Genomic DNA, 18,587 nt, shown 5'->3' on the forward strand with positions numbered 1-18,587 from the left:
GGCGCCGAGCTGCCGGTCGGCCAGCAGCCCGAGCAGCGCCGCGGTGAGCTCGGGGAACGCGATGAGGATCAGGATCGCGGTGATGAGGATGTTCCAGGTGAAGATCGGCATCCGGAACATCGTCATGCCGGGCGCGCGCATGCAGACGATGGTGGTGATGAAGTTGACGGCCCCGAGGATCGTGCCCAGTCCTCCGATGACCAAGCCGATGATCCACAGGTCTGACCCGCTGCCAGGCGAGTGAACCGCGCCGGACAGGGGCGTGTAGGCGGTCCAGCCGAAGTCGGCGGGCCCGCCCGGCGTCAAGAAGCCCGACAGCACGATCAACCCACCGAACAGGAACAGCCAGTACGAGAAGGCGTTGAGCCGCGGGAACGCCACGTCAGGGGCGCCGATCTGCAGCGGCACGATGTAGTTGGCGAAACCGAACACGATCGGCGTCGCATACAGCAGCAGCATGATCGTGCCATGCATGGTGAACAGCTGGTTGTACTGCTCGTTCGACAAGAACTGCAGACCGGGACGAGCGAGCTCCGCGCGCATCAACAACGCCATCGCCCCACCGGCCAGAAAGAACACGAACGACGTCACCAGATACAGGATCGCGATGTCCTTCGGATCCGTCGTCCGCAACATCCTCGCCAGAACCGTCCCCGTGGCCGCACGGCGCACCGGCGCCGCACGAGCACCGACCGGAGCCGGAACAAGCTGCGTCATATCGCCTCCCGGACCAACCAGCCCGCCAGATTCACACCGCCTTCGCTCGACCGCTCGGCGAGCGCCTGCGCGGACACGTAGATCGCTCGCGTTGCGAAGGCCAGTAGCTACTATGGGTAATCGTGGATCGTGAGGAGCACTCGAACGACGTAGAGTGAGGCTCGATGTCCTCCGATGGCCACACGCGGACGCCCCTCTGGACTATCCAGGCCAACTATCAGGTCTTCTCGTCGGACTGTCAAGTCCACTGAGACCTGACGCCACCCATCTTCGGGCGAGCCAGAGACCAGACCGTGGGGGTGCGACTTGCGGCTTATGCTCTCTTCGCGCACCTACGCGGTCGCGAGCGCCTGCACCGAAGAGGATGTAACCTCGCGTATAGACTGGACTTGACAGTACTAATCTCGACGGGTAGCTAGTGTCGCACGGTCTGGCGGGCACCGCGCCAAGTCGCGCTGCGGTCGCTCGTGCTGACCGGATGACCCACAGATTCGAACACCGACAGTGACGTCGTGGCGATCCTGAGACCGGCCAGCGCGAATCGCACGGCCAAACACAGACGAGAGGAAGCATCATGCCGGTCACCAGAGGTTTCGCGGGGCGTGGCCACACGGCGCGTGATTCGCACTTGCCGCCGGGTCAGTACGACGCCGGCGACGGGTGGCCCGTCCTACACGCGGAAGCCACTCCGTCGATCCGCACCGATCGCTGGACCTTCACTCTCGACGGCCTCGTTCAGTCGCCTACCACGTGGAGCTGGGAGGAGATCCAAGCACTCCCGGGATCCCGGTACGAGGGTGCCATCCACTGCGTCACCACGTGGTCGAAGTTCGGCATGACATTCGACGGAGTCTCCGTCGACACCTTGCTGACGTCAGCCGGTCCGCTCGACGACGCAGCGTTCGTGCTCGCCCGTTCGCACACCGGCTACACCACCAACCTGCCGATCGAGGACGTGACCGACGGCAAGGCGTGGGTGGTCTGGAACGTGAACGGAACGCCTCTGGAAGCGATCCACGGAGGACCTGCCCGGCTGCTCGTGCCCCACCTGTACTTCTGGAAAAGCGCGAAATGGGTGTCCGGGCTGACGCTGCTGGCCCAAGACCAGCCCGGCTTCTGGGAACGCAACGGATACCACGACCGGGGAGACCCCTGGCTCGAGCAACGCTACCAGGGAGATTGACATGTCCACAGATGACAATGACGGGACCGACGGCGTCGACATCGACTCCGGGCTCCTTCAGCCAGAGGACAGCCTCGACGACCGCGGGCTCCTAGACGTACTGGACGAGGGCTACTCCCCTCCGGACCGTCCATGGGAGCTCAACGACTACGGCCTCACCGCAAGGGAAGCGGCCGAACATGAAAGCCTCAACGGCCGCCTGGCACGCGAGCTGCCCGACATCATGATCCCCGACGGGGACGGGCTGGGAGACGCCTCGGACACCGACGGCGAGCCGTACGACAACGAAGCCGGCACGGCCCGCTCAGGGAGGTTGATCGACGTCGAACCCACGGGCGAGATCGACGACTACGCCTACCTCTACGCAGTGGACATCGGTCGCGATGGCGGCGCGGCCTCCGCCGAAGAGGCCGCAGTACACATCGTCGCCGATGAAGACGAACCCGAATCGGTCTGAAGACCCATCGAACGGCCGCGGACCAGGTTCGGAAGCAACACCTGTCCGAGAGACACGGATAGTCCTATCGAAAGGGTCTCGCCGACTAGCACGTCGCTCGCGCCGCCTCGGTCCTCGACGGTGCGTCCGGTCTCACCAGGCTGAATATGTTCCGAAGGAGGAACTTATGGTCGAAACGCTCAAGAACATTCATGTCGCGGATGGCGACCCTGTGATCGAGGGTCACATCCCCACCGCGGTTACGGCGCACGCCTTCGTCTACAACGACGGCTCCACTCAGGTCTTCGAATCCAGCGGCGCTACCACCTACGTCGAGCAGGGTCGGCCGACACAAGGCAACTGGTACGTCGATGACGGCCGCTTTTGCTCCTTCTGGCCTCCCAGCTATCGTGCCTGCTACGACTTGCATTGGGTCGTGGAGGAAGGCCGGATCGTCGGCGTGCGGTTCACCGAGCCCAACCGGGGATCGAGCTTCGACGGCCGTTATCGGTGAGCCCGGCTTCCCCGGCCGCAGGGAAGGCGGCCGGTCGACGCCCTGCATCCCTCCGCCACCGAGCCGAATCCGATGCCAACCTCCTCGTGAACTCGGCCGGGTTCTTGGTTCCCGAGCCGTTCGTCGACCAGGACGGTGCGGACCACGACGCGTACTTCGAGCTGAACTGGGCCACGTTCTTCCTTTTTCGCTTGGAAGGTAGCGGTGGCCTCGACAGCCGATTTGAGATCACAGCGGCTTGTCTCTAGGCACGACCGTCATCATCGAACAACACAGGAGTCAGGATGTCTGAGAACCGCTTCATCGACGACGCCATCAACCGTAGTGCCGAAACCGCGGAAGATCGCGCCAAGCTCACCAGCATGGTCGCCGAAACCGCCACCGGCGCACCGACGACCACGACAGAAGAAGGCGGGCCAAGTGACGGTTCGATCCTGAACTTCGCGCTCAACTTGGAGTATCTCGAAGCGGAGTTTTACCTTCGTGGCGCAACAGGTCAGGGACTGCCCGATGACATGGTAGGTGGGACAGGGACGCCCGGCCAGGTGTCCGGCGGCCGACAGGTCGCCTTCCGTAGTCCTCTGATCAAGAACATCGCCCGCGAGATCGCCATGGACGAGCGAGCCCACGTTGCGTTCCTCCGCGGCGCACTCGGTGACGCGGCCGCTGCGCGCCCACGGATCTCCCTTGACCACAGCTTTACCGCCGCGGCGACTGCGGCCGGATTGATCAAGCCCGGGGAGATCTTCGACGCCTATGCGAACGACCGCAACTTCCTCTTCGCTGCCTTCCTCTTCGAAGATGTAGGAGTCACCGCCTTCAAGGGTGCGGCACCGTTCATCTCCAACAAGACCTACCTGGATGCAGCAGCAGGCCTGCTGGCCACCGAGGCCTACCACGCCGGGATCGTGCGGGCCACGCTGTTCAGTGAAGGGCTCGCGGATGACTCGGTGTTCGACGCCGTGCACAAGATCTCCGCGGTTCGCAACGCGGTCAGCGGCCCCGCTGACGATGATCAGGATCTCGGCACCAAGGACGAGGCCAACCTAGTTCCCACCGATGAGTACGGCCGTGCATTCGGCAGGAGCGCCGCGCAGATCCTCAACATCGTCTACCTTGATTCCCAAGCAGGCTCCTCCGGCGGCTTCTACCCAGATGGACTCAATGGGGACATCGTCCAAGGCACCGGGCCCGCCGCGGGCTAGTTTCTGCCTCCGGCATTCAGCCGTGCCGACGGAAAGCTCATGGAGCGAGCGAGGCAGCTCAGTCGTGTGCGAATATCTCAGAGCGTGTTTGCGCTGCGGCTTGCGGCCCTCGTCCATCGACAGCGGCCGGTAGCGCACGAGACCGAACCGCGGCTGCAGAGCTCCTCACGGCACTCGCAGTCTCGCCGCTCCGACCACCTGCGGTCATCGGCGACCAGGTACTTGCGCGAGCAGGCGGATAAGCGTAGGCACGCCCGTACCCGGAGGTGTCGGATGGGGGCAGGCGGGGTGCTGTCGGGCCGAGACCCGCCCGCTCGGGCCGAAATGCTGCTGCATGAGAGCGCCCACACGCGGGTCACTCGACTGGTCTTCCCTGGGCGCACGGTCGTCCGGAAGGAGCCGCTGGGGCCGGACGCGCAGCGGCGGCTGCGGCACGAGCGGGCGATGCTGCAGCGACTGCGCGACGTTCCGGGGATCGCGCAGCTGGTGGAGACGCCGCGGTACCCAGCGTCGATCGTGCTGGTCGACGCTGGCGGCACCACTCTGGCCGGGCTGGCCAAGCCGCTGACCGTCGACGAGCTGATCCGGCTGGCCGGCAAGCTGGCCCGAGCGGTCGCGGGAATGCACCGCCGCGGAGTGATGCACCGGGACATCACTCCGGCCAACATCGTGATCTCCGACGAGGGTGCCCCGTGCCTGGTGGACTTCGCGTTGGCGTCCTCGTTCGCCGAGCTCCGTCCCGAGTTCACCCACCACAGCGAGATCGTCGGGTCGCTGCCCTACCTCGCCCCGGAACAGACCGGGCGCACCGGCCGGTCGGTGGACCAACGGGCCGATCTGTATGCGTTGGGTGCGACGCTGTACGAGCTGGCGACGGGCCGGCCGCCGTTCGGTACCGGCGACCCGCTACGTCTCACCCACGATCACTTGGCACGGGTGCCGGTGCCGCCGGCCAAGGTGAACCCGGCGCTGCCCGCCCCGCTGTCCGAGATCGTCATGCATCTGTTGGAGAAGGAACCCGACCACCGCTACCAGACCGCGGAGGGCCTGGCCCACGACCTGGACCAGATGCGCGACGCCCAGGCACATCCGGCGGCGGCTCGGGTGCGCATCGGCGAGCACGACGTTCCGCTGCGCCTGCTGCCGTCGCGGCTGGTGGGACGCGGCGGCGAGGTGCCGGAGCTGGAGGCGGCGTTCGAGGAGGCGCTGGCGGGCCACTGCCAGGGTGTGCTGGTCAGCGGAGTGCCCGGGGTGGGCAAGACCGCGCTGGTCGATCAGCTGCGCCCGGTGGTGACGGGCCGGGATGGCTGGTTCGTGGCCGGCAAGTTCGACCAGTACCGGCGGGACGTCGAGTTCGACGCGGGTAACCAGGCGTTCCGGGCGTTGGGTCGGCTGTTGCTGGCCGAGCCAGACGACAAGCTGGCCGAGGTCCGCGAACGGATCGTCGAGGCGCTTGGCCCGAACGCGGGTCTGCTTAGCGCTACGGTGCCGGAGTTCGCGGCGGTGCTGGAGGTGCCGCCGGATGCGGGGGATCCGCTGACCGCGCAGGTACGGGCGCAGCGAGCGGCGGTGCACGTGCTGCGGGTGGTGGCCTCGCGGAAACGGCCGGTGGTGGTGTTCGTCGATGATCTGCAGTGGGGCGGGCGCACCCCGCTCGGCTTCATCGATCTCGTGCTGTCCGAGGAACCGGTCGAGGGCCTGTTGCTGGTGGGGGCCTACCGCGACACCGAGGCGGACGCGGCGCATCCGCTGGCCGTGCTGCTGTCCCGGTGGCGCCAGCAGGCCGGCGTACGGCAGGTGCAGCTGGACAACTTGCCGGTGCCGGGCCTGGTCACCATGGTGGCGGAGATGCTGAACGCGGACCGGGCCGCGGTGGCGGGGCTGGTCGAGGTGATCTACGAGCGCACGTCGGGTAATCCGTACGAGACGGTGGAGCTGCTCAACGCGCTGCGCCGCGAGGGTGTGCTGACCGCGACGACCGCCGGGTGGCGGTGGGACGACGCGGTCGCGCGGGCTCGTCTGGGCGAGTCCGAGGTGGCCGGGTTGCTGGCGGCGCGGGTCGCGGCAATGCCGCCCAGCTCCCGTGCGATGGTCGAGGCGATGGCCTGTCTGGGCGGGCGGGTCGAGGTGAGCCTGCTGCAGACCGCCACTGCCGCAGTGGCGGGTGTGGTGGACCAGCAGCTGGCGCCCGCGCTCGACGAGGGCGTCCTGGTGGTGGAGCCGGGGCTGCGTGAGGCCGTGCGGTTTCGCCACGACCGGACCCGCGAGGTCATCCTGCGCGGGGTGGATCTGCAACGGCGACGCGCGCTGCAGCTGGCGATGGCGCGGCGGCTGGCCGGGGTACCGGAGTTGTTCGCGGTGGCGGCCGAGCAGTACCTGCCGGTGATCGACGCCGTCACCGATGCGGCGGAACGCCGGCTGGTGGTGGGGCTGCTGCGCCGTGCCGCCGACCAGGCCAGATTGATCGGGGAATACGCCCTGGTGAACGCGCTGCTGGTCGCCGCGCTACGGCTGATCGAGCCGGGGGAGACCGCCACGCTGATCGAGGCGCGTACCGGCCGCCACGCCGCCCTCTACAGCCTCGGGCGGCTGGACGAGGCGGACGAGGAGTACCACACCCTCGAGCGGCTATGTCCCGACGCGATCCGACGGGCCGACGCGACGGCGGTGCAGGTGAGCAGCCTGACCCACCGCAAACGCTTCAGGGAAGCGATCGATCTGGGCCTGGAGTCGCTGGCTGAGTGCGGCATCGTCGTGCCGGCGGCGGACCGACTCGGTCAGGAGCTCGACCACCAGTTCGAGTATCTGTACCGGTGGCTGGACACCGACGCCGCCGATGATCTGACTCGGCCGGAGATCACCGACCCCACGTTGCTCGCCGCGACCCGCCTGATCAACGCGATCCAAGTGGCGGGCTACTTCGTCGCCGACCACGCGACGTCTGCCTGGCTGTGCCTGGAGGCGCTGCGGATCTGGATCGAGCACGGACCGGGACAGACCCTTGTCGGGCCCGCCTCCATCGCGTCCTTCCACGCCGTGGCACAGCGCGGCGACAGCGCCGCCGGATATCAGGCGCTGCGGCGGATCCTGGCGGTGGGTGAAGCCCGCGCCTATGAGCCCGATACCTCGCTCGCGCGCCGGGTGTTCGGCATCCTCAGTTGCTGGGTCGAGCCCATCGAGACCGGTGTCCACGCCACTCAGCGTGCCCGCGAGGGGCTGATCGCTGGTGGTGATCTGGCCTACGTCGGCGTCACCTACTACGCGACCGCCTACTTCCTGCAGGACTGTGCGCCAACCCTCGACCGCCTCGTCGACCAAGTGGAGGCGGCGCTGGCCTTCGCACGGCGCACCGGCAACGAACAGACCGACCAGGTGCTCGACAGCTACCGGTGGCTGGCGGGCGTGCTGCGCAGCGAAAGCTCCGCCGCAGCCGGTGACGCGGTTCCCGCCGACCGCTACGCCGACAACCCGCTGGCACTCGTCCTGGCACACATCGCCCGGGCAGTCGCCGCAACCGTCTTCGGCCATTCGGTCGTCGCGGCGCGACACACCGCCGAGGCGATGCCGCTGCTGCCAGCCGCCCTGGGCTTCTACCCGACCGCCGTGGCCCACCTGCTGCGCGGGCTCAGCCTGGCCGGTCAGGCCCGCGCCACGGACGGTGCGGAGCGCGAGGGTCTGCTGTCCGAGATGGACGATGTGATCCGGTGGCTGGCCGCCCGCGCTGCGGACGCGCCGGACAACTTTCTGCACCTGCTGCGGTTGCTGGAGGCTGAGCGGGCGTGGGCGGTCGGCGACTTCCGCGCCGCCGCCCTCGCCTTCGACACCGCCCGACGCGAGGTCGCCGCCCGTCAACGACCGTGGCATCGAGCCCTGATCACCGAACGCGCGGCCCGTTTCCACCTGGCCCACGGCCTCGACCACGTCGGTCACGAGCTGCTCGCCCAGGCCCGCCAGGCGTACGCCGCGTGGGGCGCCACCGCGAAAGTCGACCAACTGGATTGGGCCTACCCCACCCTGCGGCCCGGGACCGACACGATCGCCGTCGACAGCGGCGATCAACCCACCGATGTTGGCCACCAGCGGTCCACGGTCACCACCGGCACGCTCGACCTGCTCGGCATCCTGTCCGCCTCCCAGGCACTCAGCTCCGAGACCAGCATCGAACGCCTGCACGCCCGCGTCGTCGAGGTGCTCAGCGCGATGACCGGCGCCACCGGCGTGCACCTGCTGCTGTGGAACACAGAGCGCCACGACTGGCTGCTCCCCACCCCCAACAGCGACACCGGCACCACCCACATCGCGGACACCGCCCGGGACGCGGGCACCGCCGAGGAACCCGTGGTCCCCCTGTCGGTGCTGCGCTATGCCCAACGCCTGGGCGAACCCCTCGTGGTCGCCGACGCCACCGACGACGACCGCTTCGCCCGCGACCCCTACTTCACCGACCTGCAGTGCTGCTCCCTGCTGGCCGTCCCGATCCTCAGCCGCGGCAGCCTGCGGGCGGTGCTGCTGCTGGAAAACCGGCTCATCCGCGCCGCGTTCACCGCCGACCGGCTCGATGCGGTCACCCTCATCGCCGGCCAACTCGCCGTCTCCCTGGACAACACCCAGCTCTACGCCGAGCTCACCACCTCCCGCGCCCGCATCGTCACCACCGCCGACCAGACCCGCCGCCGCATCGAACGCGACCTGCACGACGGCGCCCAGCAAGAACTGGTCGCCCTCGCCCTACAAGCCCGTGCCGCCCAAGCGCTGATTCCCCCCAACGCGGTCGAGCTGACCACCCAGCTCGACGACCTGGCCACCCGGGCCAGCAGCGCCCTGGACGAGTTGCGCGAACTCGCCCGCGGCATCCACCCCGCCGTCCTCGCCGAAGGCGGCCTCCCCCCCGCACTCCACACACTCGCCCGCCGCTGCCCCATCCCGGTCGAACTGGACATCCACACCGACGGTCGGCTGCCCGAACAGATCGAGATCGCCGCCTACTACCTGATCGCCGAGGCCCTGACCAACACCGCCAAACACGCCGACGCCAGCACCGTCCACGTCACCATCGACACCACCGAACACGACGACACCGGCACCATGCTGCGGGTTCGCGTCCGCGACAACGGCCAAGGCGGCGCCGACCCCACCCACGGAACCGGCCTGATCGGACTCACCGACCGGGCCGAGGCACTCGGCGGCCACCTCTCCATCCACACCGCACCCGGCGCAGGCACCACCCTGCAAGCCGAACTCCCGCTGCCCCCCGCCCACAGGGGTTCCGGCTGACAGAGCCACTCCCTCGTCGGCCCGTTCCCGGGCTCCTCGTCAGGCCAAGGAATCGACAGCTCAGCCACGGGGCCGGCCGCGCGTACGGCCGGCCGACGAAGGACTGCTGCCCCGCCGTGGTGAACGTGCGCACGGGCTCGTGGCCGGGCGACCAACAAGACGGCCGCGCAACCGGACACGTCGTCAGGTGGTGGGACGCCATCACCGACCTCAACCGGCAGCTACCCGACCACCAGGCCACATATTCCCGCTTCGGGCGCGTGACGATGGCGAACTCGCGTAGGAAAGCGTCGGCTGACGCCCCACACATCGCTCGACCAACTGCGTGTGCAATGCGCGATGCCTGCCCCGAACACGCGTTCCGCATCGGTTCAGAACCCCGCGTGGGGAGCAGCCTTGGGCAGCTCGGCCAATCCCCCACCGACTGGCGGTCGGCTCAGCCGATGGCCCATCCGATCCTGTTTGGTCCGCAGATGGCGGACGTTGTGCGGGTTCTCGGCCACCGGGGAGGCCGACCCGGCCGACGATCTGCAGGCCGTGCCCGTCGAGGCCGCCGAACTTCGCCGGATTGTTCGTGATCAGGCGGAGTCTCTGGACACCGAGATCGGTGAGGATCTGCACACCCGTGCCGTAGTTGCGTGAGTCCACGGGCAGACCCTGCGCGGTACACTCTCCCGCTCGTGAAGCAGCTGGCCGTTGCTCGGAATCCGCCTAGCGTTCTGCTTCACATTCAGTGTCGAACGGAGTACAGGCCATGACCGACGCTCCTGACCGGCCGCAGGCCACCGGAGCGGGAACCGAGCCGGACCGGGACGTGATCGCCCGCGCCACCGCTCTGGTGCCGCTGATCCGAGAGCACGCCGAGAAGTCGTCGCAGGAGCGACGCGTGGTGCCCGAGGTCGTTGACGCCCTCGAAGAGGCTGGGCTGTTCAAGCTCCTCGTGCCGCGCCGGCTCGGCGGCCTGGAGACGAACCTGCGCACCATGATGGAGTGCGTGGCGGAGGTGGGACGCGGTGACGGCTCGACCGCCTGGACGGTGGCACTGCTCAGCGTGTGCACCTGGTTCTCGACGACGTTCTCCGACGAGGCGCAGCAGGAGATGTACGCGACGCCGGACGCGAAGGCGTGCGGCATCTTCTCTCCGCCACTGAAGTCGGAGCGGGTCGAGGGCGGCTACCTCGTGAGCGGTCGTTGGGCGTACTCGTCCGGGTCGTTCGCCGCGACCTGGGCGACCTTGGGCATCGGCGTCGAGGGAGACGACCCGCGCGCGCTGGCACTCATCCCGTCGAGTGCCTGGAAGATCGAGCCGACCTGGTTCGTGGCCGGCATGAAGGGCTCCGGCAGCGACACGATCGTGGTCGAGGACCACTTCGTGCCCGACCACCGCATCCAGCGGTTCGCCGACATGGTCGAAGGCCACTTCAGCACGTCGCACAAGGCCGACGAACAGAACGCGAACATGGCGTTCATGCCGGTTGCTGCGATCATTCTGGTCGGCCCCCAGATCGGTCTCGCGCGGCACGCGATGGAGCGCACGCTGGCCGGGCTGCCGAAGAAGAACGTCGCCTACACCTGCTACACGAACGCCCGGAACTCGCCGACACATCAGGTCGGGGTGGCCGAGGCCGCGACCCGGTTCGATCAGGCCGAGATGCTCATGCAGCGCGCATGCGCCGATATCGACGACGCCGCGGCGCGCGGTGTGCAGCTCGACAGGCTGACCAGGGCCCGCGTCCGCATGGACAGCGGAATGATCGGGGAGCTCGTCAAGGACGGCGTGGACCGGCTCATGACCGCCAACGGGGCGTCGTCCTTCTCCGACGCCAACGTCCTGAGCATGATCTGGCGGGACTCTGAGATCGCGGGCCGACACGCGCTGATGATGCCCGAGCTCGGCAAGGAGGCCTACGGTCGCCTGCTGCTCGGTGCCGACGAGCCGCTGTCCATCGACGTCTGATCGCCTACCCATCCCAGGGTCGCCGTAGGACCGCCACGACGCCGCGTGCTGCGCGCGGACGCCCCGACCAGCGCGGAGCGGCTGTTCTGCCATGTTTACGGTCGCGGGCGCAATCAGGCGCAGCTGATCACGGGTTGGCCGTACTCCTTCGTCGCCGCGCTGGAGCCGGGTCGCACCTCGTGGACCGCGCTGCTGGACGCGGTCCGCCTGGGGCCCCCGACGACGCCACCGCGGTCACCGCCGATCGGCTGCGGGCGGTGATCGGCCGTTTGATCACCGCTGGGCACTGGCACGACGCGGACCCGGACATCCTGATCGTCACCGACGCCGGCTACGACATCACCCGGCTCGCGTTCGTCCTGGCCGACCTACCCGTCGAACTGCTCGGCCGGATCCGCTCTGATCGAGTCCTGCGGCTGCCCAAACCGCCCGGACTGCCCGGCAGCACTGGGCGTCCACCCAAGCACGGACCAGAGTTTGCTCTGGACAAGCCGGCCACCTGGCCCACACCGGCGCAGGTCACGGTTACCGAGACCACTCGCTACGGCACCGCGACCGCTACCAGCTGGGACCGGCTGCACCCGCGGCTGACCCATCGCGGCTGCTGGCTCGACCACGACGGTGCGCTGCCCGTCATTGAAGGCACCCTGATCCGGCTGCAGGTCGATCACCTGCCCGGGGATCGTGACCCCAAACCGGTCTGGCTGTGGTCGTCGGCCACCGCCGCCAGCGATGCCGACGTCGACAGCTGGTGGCAGTCGTTCCTGCGCCGGTTCGATCTCGAGCACACCTTCCGGATGCTCAAGCAAACCCTGGGCTGGACCGCCCCGAAGATTCGCACCCCACACGCGGCCGACCGCTGGACCTGGCTCGTGATCGCCGCGGACACCCAACTGCGCCTCGCCCGCCCGCTGGCCGAGGACCCTCGCCGGCCGTGGGAGAAACCCGCGCCGCCCGAACGGTTGACCCCCGCGAGGGTCCGCCGCGGGTTCCGGAACCTCCGCGTGACGACCACCCTGCCGGCCAGCGCACCCAAACCCACCCGGCCCGGCCCGGCCCGGGACGCCCACCCGGCTCCCGCAACCGCACCCCGGCACCCCACTACGACGTCGGGAAAACTGCCAAGCGAGACCTCACCATCACCGCTCGGCAACAGCGCGCCGGTTAAAGACCAAGCTGGGAAGAGGTTCGCGTACACCGTGCCGACGAACGTCCCGTAGGACTGCCCGACGAAGTTGAGCCGGTCATCGCCGAGTGCGGCCCGGAGATCGTCGAGGTCGCGGGCGGCGTCCTCAGTGCTGATGTGGTCGAGCAGGTCGCCGGACTCGACACGACACCCCGCGGCGAACTCGGCGTCGGCGCGGATCCGAGCCGTGCGCTCGTCATCGGTGACGGGGATCGTCGGCAGCCCCGCCGTGAGCGCGGCGGCTTCTTCGGGGTTCGCGAAGCAGCGCACTGCAGGCTGCGCCGCGTTGGTCGACGGCGATGACGTCGTAGCCTCCTTGTGATCCGGCGTGACGCGATCACCTCGAAGATCTGCCCTAACCACGGAAGCGAGCACTTCGGTGTGAAGCAATGCAAGCGGCCAGCGCGCCAGGGTGTTTCCACAGGTCAGCCAGCCAACTCGTCCGTGGACATCCGTCGCCGTCAATGGACGTGCGCACCGGTTGTCACGCAGTTGGTCACTCACCTCGGGCGTGCCTGCGCGGCCACAGTCCGGGCAATTACCCGAGAGCACCTTGCGATGCCCTTTCGTCTCGCCAAGTTCGAGATCGCCTGGTGAGCGAGACCGGCCTCCCGCGCCACCGCCGACGACCAGGTGCTCTCAGGCCACCCCGCCCCAAGGCCTGATATCGGCGGCCTCGCCGAGAATCTTGGTCGCCGTCAGCGCGCTACGGCAGGGATGACGATTAACGAGGGCCACGGCGTCGACGAGGACGGTGAGCTCGGGGCGGGTTCACAGGTCTCAAAAACAGAGCGGCACGTGGTCCCCCGGTTCCCGGACCAACGTGCCGCCCATCACGGGTATCCAACTCGGCTGACCGGCAGGTCACGACATGCTGTAGCGAAGCGCAGGAACATGGCGGCCCGACCCGAAAGCCTCCTGACCAAGTCAGCCGTGGTCGCCGCCGTGGCCACCGTGGCCGCCGCCGTGATTACCGTGATCGCCGCCGTGATCACCATGGTCGCCGCCGTGGCCACCGTGATCACCATGATCGCCGCCGTGATCACCATGATCACCATGGTCACCGCCGTGGCCACCGTGATCGCCGCCGTGGCCACCGTGATCACCGCCGTGGCCACCGTGATCACCGCCGTGGCCACCGTGATCACCGCCGTGGCCACCGTGATCACCGCCGTGGCCACCGTGATCACCGCCGTGGCCACCGTGGTCACCGTGATCGCCGCCGTGGCCACCGTGGTCACCGTGATCGCCGCCGTGGTCGCCGTGGTCGCCGTGGTCGCCGCCGAGGGCCAGCAGGCTGGTGCGCGATGCGCTCGCAGGCGACGCCCCGGACGCAAGGGGAGCCGCCGATGCGACGCCGGCCCCAAACACACCCATCGAGGCCGCAGCCAGCGTGGAAGCGACGGCGCCGCCGAGGACAATTCGCGTGATCTTCATAGGTACCCTTCATGTGATGAGGACGCTCAGTGCGAAACACGCCCTCTCCGGCCCGACGGTTCCGACATGCTTCCGCCGAGTCTCAATATGTTTTCGCGCCGAACCTCTTCTCGCAGTTGCCACACCAGTGGGCAATCACAAGAACTCCGGACAGCGATAGACCTATCGTCGCCCTCATCTTTCGATAAGCCCTCTCGGCGTCAGCTAACACATCAATTCACCACGATTCTTCGAGATGCTATGGACCGACTGTTTGCCGAGACTCGTGAAAGTGGCGAGCGCTACAGCCAAGCGAGCCCGCAACGCCGTACAATGGATCATTCGCCGCGCCAAACGATCTTCTCACAATCCAAGCAGCGAGCCCCGACTGCGGATGACCCTCAGTCGACGCTTCGTCTTATTCCTCGAGGCGGACCCTCAAGATTTGGCGCCTGCAAGATTTGTAGCCAGTCGCAGACGACAGTCTATAGCGGACCCCTCTCGGTCCTGCTGTCTCAAAATTAGAACTTTCACTTCTTACCTGCCTCCAGTCGCCCCGGATCGGCGGCGTGATAGCTACATTCAGACAGTAACCCCTGATGGCTAGCGCATCAAGCGCGAACGAAAGTGAATCTGATATGGTTAATATCATACTGACCACGACGGCTCCCGACGACGCCTGACCAGGATTTCGTCCGTTTTCTTCTAACGGGTCGTTAGATGTATTATGACGTATAACGCGCCGAAAACACTGGCTCGTCATAAAGTCACCCACCCCGCCGACGTTTCCGCCAGTGCCGCTGACCGCACTTCCTGACGCGTGAAATGAGCGAAACCGCACCGCCGACTTCGCGATACTTTGGAATGTAGCGATACATAAGGGCGCCGATCTCTTCCCCATTCTCGTACCCTTAGAAATAATACCTGAAGACATTGAGCAATACCTGACCCATCTCTAACGAGAGGCTGATCTACCAGCAGCCGCCACAACAGGGATCTTAAGCAGATGTCAACTCTCGGCACTTTCTGAAAATATCAATTCCAGTACCGAATCCGCAAAGCACAGGAAACGGTCGGCCCCGAGCCACGACCGACGCAACGACGTCGAACTGGCACTGCGCATCTGCCACCGCCTCGGATCGGCCGTACTCCGACCCGCGAGAAGGTGAAGACCGGCCGCACCACAGAACTCGCTCAAGACTGCCTGGCAACCGGGACCACGAGCCGCTGACGGACGGCTGCTGGTGATACTGGGAAAGGTGCGCCTTGTTGAAGTCGACCGTCAGATTGCTGCCTGGCTCCAGCAGCGGCAGCACGAGCCAGCGGCCGATCCCGGGCGTGGTGTCCCCGTTGGTCGCGTCAGTGAACACCACGAGGCGCTGGCCGGTCATCCCCGGCTGACTGGGAGGCGAGACGATCGCCGACCTGCGTCGAGACTCGGCGGCGGATGACGATGGCAGCGGCGGAGCGCCGGGTGCCGTGGACGCTGTGCTGGCGATGAGCACGATGCGTGTGCACATCCGGTCGATCCTCGTGAAGCTCGAGGTCAACTCACAGCAGAACGCTATCCCGATCTACCGCGAGACGCGCCGCCACGGCGCGTAGGCAGCGCGCCTACTTGAGCACGCCCTGGTGAACGTCGGTTGCGCCGCGCGGGCGGACACGCGTCCGTCGCGGATCACGACCTGCCGGGCCGTCGATGCCGCGACTCCCGGGCCAGTGCCCACAACGCCTCGCCCACCAGGGGCAGCAGGGGAATGGGCAGGCAGCAGCCGCAGCCGCTGACCGAGACCCCGGAGCCGTGCCGGGTGCGGGTCGAGTAATAGGGCATAGGCCCCCAACCCGAATCGGCTACCGGAGCGGCGTTCGCCCAGCGGCCACGACAGCATGTCGACAACGGCTTCGTCATACCGCCATTCCGCATCGTCGATCGGGTCTCGATTGATCGCCCGTTGGACGGGTTCGGGTAGTGGCGCGGCCGCGGTAGGCGGCGTAGCCGCCGGCATCGAAGGCGTCGTTGCCAAACGTCTCGACCACGGCTACCTGCCCACCCGGCACGCCTGGCACAAGGTCAAGACGAGGAGGAGCGCGGAAGCCGTCGTGGGCGGTGTACTGGGCCCGCTCACCGCGCCGGTGGCGCGGGTCCTCGGCGGCCTGGACGACGCCGGACGTCTACGGGTGGCCGGGCGCACCGGGCCGCTCCCCCGCGAGTCCCGGCCAGCCCTCGGCGCCCTGCTACGCCCCGCTGATCAGCGGCACCCCTGGCCATCTGTGCTTCCCCCTGCGAGGTTCGGCGACGCCGCCCCCGTCGAGTACACGCGGGTGAAACCGGCACTGGTCGTCGAGCTCGCCGTCGACGTAGCAGTAGACCTGGTGCGCGGTCGCCCCGTGTGGCGGCACCCGGCCACCTTCCAGCGCGTACGCCTCGACCTACTCGCAGAGGACGTGTAGCCCCTGCGCCTGGCGAGGCCGTCATGCCCCGCCCCATGAGGCCCCTGACCGGCGTAGTGAGCCACCACCCCGGGACTCGGGCAGCTGGAGAACCAGAAGCGCGACCGCGCGGCGCGGTTCTCGGAAATTTCGATCAAAGCCGGCCGGGCCGAGTGGCAGGTGCGCCTGGCTGAGCGCCAGAGCGCGCTCTCCGCCTGGGACGACGCGCTCGAGCGGCTGGAGCGCGGCGACCACGCGGAGCACTGGCGGGCGGATCCGGTGGCCTGGGTACGAGGGCACCTCGGCGAGGAGGTCTGGTCCCAAGCGAGATCATGCGCGCCGTTGCCCACAAGCGAGTGACAACGAGGAGATCCCGCGGCGTGCTCGTGCGATCGCCTACACGGACGCGCCAGTCTGGGCTGACGCAGCAAGGTCCGACCAGTCCACGCTCCCGGCCGCCGGCACCGGCGCCTCCAGCAGCCCCCGCCCGATCCGTTTACTCCCCAGGCGACAGCCTCTACGGCCTTTACGACGAAAGCACCTCCCGAAAACGATCGGTTTGACCCCGCGTCCGCGGTAGTCCGCGAGGTTGGGCAGCCCGACCGTGAGTACCCGGGTGCCACTGCCGTGGCGAGCGGGGGCCGGGCCGCGTCTGCGGCCCGGCCCCACCCCCCTCGGGGCCAGGGATCAAGCGCCGACTCGACTCGGCGCTCCCCAGCCCGGTTCGTGTCTGCCTGTCCCTCATTGGCTGTGCAAACAGTCGACCAATGAGGGCATTCAGCGTGTACAGCGATTCCTGCTCGGCACCATGAGTTTTCTGCAACACGGTCAGGGGAGCGGTCCAGAGTGGTGAAGGTGCTCACGCCGCCAACCGGCCGGCGTCGTCCCGTACTGCCGCCGGAACGCCCGTTCGAACGTGCTGAGGTCGAGGAACCCGACGGCAGCTCCGATGCTCGATATCGCGAGCCGGGCGTACCGCGGGTTGGACAGCATCGTCCGGGCCGCGAGTAGCCGCTGCTCGCGCAGGTAGGCACCGGGTGTGGTCCCGATCCGTTCGAACAGGGTGTACGCGTGGCGGACCGATATATGGTGCTGCCGGGCCAGCTCCTCGACCCGCAGCTCTGGGTCGGCCAGGTGTTTGCGAATGTGAGTCCGCATCACGTCGAGCAACACGCCCGCGGAGTCGTCCGCGCCCGGTACGGAGGGCGTGACGTCCTGCAGCGTCATCGCGAGCAGATCGACCGCGGCCCGCCCGGCGTTCCGCCGCTGGTGGCCGGTGAGGTCGTCGGCGACCTCGGACAGCCGATTCAGGTAGCTGGACAGCATGTGCATGGCCGGGGCTGCGGTGTCCATGCTGCGTGCACAGCAGTCGGTGATCTCGGTGGTGCGGATCGGGAGCAGCTCGCGGGAGAAAAGCAAGGTCAGGCTCCGGGTCTCTGTCGACGAGCCCCACTCGTACCGGCTACGCGTATCGTTTAGCACTCCCGCACCGGGCGCCAGGTCGACGAAGCGGTCGTGCTGGCGGACGCGGCTCTGGCCGGCCATGCATACGCTGAAGAGCATCAGGTCGTCCGCCGACGCCCTCGCTGCCATCCGGTCGGTCCGGACCACCGAGACCTGCCCCCGATGCCGCCACTGAGTCAGCGCCAGGGCCGCGTCCAGCTCCTGGAACGCCACTCGCCCACGATAGTCGGGACGCGCCCGGGCGATCGCCGGCATGAAGAACTCACTGGCGACGTCTTCCAACTCCTCACCGGAGAACTCGTGGATCTGCACGACCCGAGGCTAACTCCGGCTCATCCGCCCAGGCAGGAACTACAAGACCTCTTACTTAGTGCTATCACCTGCCGCGTCCGGGTCTAGGCCCGGCGATGCATTGCACTGCGCCGAGTGGCGGCACGCGGACTTCCACACTGGATGGCTGTTGTCGTGGCAAGCAGGGCCGGGCCACAGACGAGCAGCCGCCCCGACACGTCGAAGGTGCTACGCGAGGATGCGCTCGATGATCAGTTCCCGCACCCGCTCGACACCGGCTGGCCCTTAGCGGCCTTCATGATCGCGCCGACGATCGCATCTGGCGGGCTCGGCCGCGGACGGCAGGCCGCCGAGGGTGGGTAGGACACTCCTGCACCAGGAGATTGACGCGACCGTTAATCCGACTGCCCGGGTTCATACATGCATCGCTTATGCATGCTCGCACGCGTCCTGGTCACGTCCCCGCTGGTGGTGTAAGTCCGGGGTCCCCGTTCGGCGTGCCTGACCACGTAGG

Annotated in this window: 17 protein-coding genes and 1 pseudogene; 11 read left to right on the top strand and 7 right to left on the bottom strand. The window is 67.8% G+C overall.

Annotated features, from left to right (window positions below; all coding sequences use genetic code 11):
• The coding region (locus ABD743_RS13105) for a cbb3-type cytochrome c oxidase subunit I (RefSeq protein ID WP_344722192.1) at positions 1-717 on the bottom strand (717 nt) is incomplete at its 3' end.
• A gap of 574 nt (positions 718-1,291) precedes the next feature.
• Here ABD743_RS13105 and ABD743_RS13110 point away from each other — a divergent pair.
• The 5 genes from ABD743_RS13110 to ABD743_RS13130 all read left to right on the top strand — a co-directional run bounded on the left by ABD743_RS13110 (position 1,292) and on the right by ABD743_RS13130 (position 9,329).
• A complete protein-coding gene (locus tag ABD743_RS13110; RefSeq protein ID WP_344722194.1) occupies positions 1,292-1,900 on the top strand; it encodes a sulfite oxidase-like oxidoreductase in 609 nt (202 codons plus the stop codon).
• A 1-nt stretch (position 1,901) separates the two neighbouring features.
• Positions 1,902-2,357, top strand: a complete 456-nt coding sequence (locus ABD743_RS13115) for a DUF5709 domain-containing protein (protein ID WP_344722195.1) — start codon at positions 1,902-1,904, stop codon at positions 2,355-2,357.
• Between the two features lie 166 nt (positions 2,358-2,523).
• On the top strand, positions 2,524-2,850 hold the full coding sequence (locus tag ABD743_RS13120; protein WP_344722196.1) for a hypothetical protein: 327 nt from the start codon (positions 2,524-2,526) through the stop codon (positions 2,848-2,850).
• Between the two features lie 284 nt (positions 2,851-3,134).
• On the top strand, positions 3,135-4,055 hold the full coding sequence (locus ABD743_RS13125) for a ferritin-like domain-containing protein (protein WP_344722197.1): 921 nt from the start codon (positions 3,135-3,137) through the stop codon (positions 4,053-4,055).
• A 273-nt stretch (positions 4,056-4,328) separates the two neighbouring features.
• On the top strand, positions 4,329-9,329 hold the full coding sequence (locus tag ABD743_RS13130; RefSeq protein ID WP_344722199.1) for a protein kinase domain-containing protein: 5,001 nt from the start codon (positions 4,329-4,331) through the stop codon (positions 9,327-9,329).
• Positions 9,330-9,539: 210 nt separating this feature from the next.
• On the opposite strand, the gene ABD743_RS44450 is transcribed toward ABD743_RS13130, so the two are convergent.
• The gene (locus ABD743_RS44450) at positions 9,540-9,977 is read right to left on the bottom strand and encodes a hypothetical protein (protein WP_425566917.1); all 438 of its coding nucleotides are present in this window, start codon (positions 9,975-9,977) and stop codon (positions 9,540-9,542) included.
• 106 nt (positions 9,978-10,083) lie between these two features.
• Between ABD743_RS44450 and ABD743_RS13140 the strand changes: the two genes are divergently transcribed.
• A complete protein-coding gene (locus ABD743_RS13140) occupies positions 10,084-11,286 on the top strand; it encodes an acyl-CoA dehydrogenase family protein (RefSeq protein ID WP_344722201.1) in 1,203 nt (400 codons plus the stop codon).
• Between the two features lie 45 nt (positions 11,287-11,331).
• A pseudogene (locus tag ABD743_RS13145) lies at positions 11,332-11,810 on the top strand (transposase); the annotation flags it as partial.
• A gap of 143 nt (positions 11,811-11,953) precedes the next feature.
• On the opposite strand, the gene ABD743_RS13150 reads toward ABD743_RS13145, so the two are convergent.
• From ABD743_RS13150 to ABD743_RS44455, 3 genes are all read right to left on the bottom strand, one after another.
• The gene (locus ABD743_RS13150) at positions 11,954-13,024 is read right to left on the bottom strand and encodes an alpha/beta fold hydrolase (protein WP_344722216.1); all 1,071 of its coding nucleotides are present in this window, start codon (positions 13,022-13,024) and stop codon (positions 11,954-11,956) included.
• 281 nt (positions 13,025-13,305) lie between these two features.
• Positions 13,306-13,713, bottom strand: coding sequence for a hypothetical protein (locus tag ABD743_RS13155; RefSeq protein ID WP_344722203.1), 408 nt, complete (start codon positions 13,711-13,713; stop codon positions 13,306-13,308).
• Between the two features lie 1,173 nt (positions 13,714-14,886).
• Complete coding sequence (locus ABD743_RS44455) at positions 14,887-15,408, bottom strand: DUF1684 domain-containing protein (protein ID WP_425566918.1); 522 nt, start codon at positions 15,406-15,408, stop codon at positions 14,887-14,889.
• Here ABD743_RS44455 and ABD743_RS13160 point away from each other — a divergent pair.
• A complete protein-coding gene (locus ABD743_RS13160; protein WP_344722205.1) occupies positions 15,368-15,493 on the top strand; it encodes a hypothetical protein in 126 nt (41 codons plus the stop codon). The genes ABD743_RS44455 and ABD743_RS13160 overlap by 41 nt on opposite strands.
• Positions 15,494-15,566: 73 nt before the next feature.
• Here the strand turns inward: ABD743_RS13160 and ABD743_RS13165 are convergent, their stop codons facing one another.
• Positions 15,567-15,719 carry a hypothetical protein gene (locus ABD743_RS13165; RefSeq protein WP_344722207.1) on the bottom strand — a complete coding sequence of 51 codons (153 nt, stop codon included), beginning with the start codon at positions 15,717-15,719 and terminating at the stop codon, positions 15,567-15,569.
• Between the two features lie 110 nt (positions 15,720-15,829).
• Here ABD743_RS13165 and ABD743_RS13170 point away from each other — a divergent pair, with 110 nt between their 5' ends.
• On the top strand, positions 15,830-16,339 hold the full coding sequence (locus ABD743_RS13170; protein WP_344722209.1) for a hypothetical protein: 510 nt from the start codon (positions 15,830-15,832) through the stop codon (positions 16,337-16,339).
• Positions 16,340-16,498: 159 nt separating this feature from the next.
• Entirely contained in the window at positions 16,499-16,678 is a 180-nt protein-coding gene (locus tag ABD743_RS13175) for a hypothetical protein (RefSeq protein ID WP_344722211.1), read from the top strand.
• 468 nt (positions 16,679-17,146) lie between these two features.
• Here the strand turns inward: ABD743_RS13175 and ABD743_RS13180 are convergent, their stop codons facing one another.
• Positions 17,147-18,094 (bottom strand): helix-turn-helix domain-containing protein, encoded by a 948-nt coding sequence (locus ABD743_RS13180; RefSeq protein WP_344722212.1) that lies wholly within the window; start codon positions 18,092-18,094, stop codon positions 17,147-17,149.
• Between the two features lie 153 nt (positions 18,095-18,247).
• On the opposite strand from ABD743_RS13180, the gene ABD743_RS13185 reads away from it, so the two are divergent.
• Positions 18,248-18,436, top strand: a complete 189-nt coding sequence (locus ABD743_RS13185) for a hypothetical protein (protein ID WP_344722214.1) — start codon at positions 18,248-18,250, stop codon at positions 18,434-18,436.
• Positions 18,437-18,587: the final 151 nt, after the last annotated feature.

It is taken from the genome of Pseudonocardia yunnanensis, assembly GCF_039534065.1.
Classification (GTDB): Bacteria; Actinomycetota; Actinomycetes; order Mycobacteriales; family Pseudonocardiaceae; genus Pseudonocardia; species Pseudonocardia yunnanensis.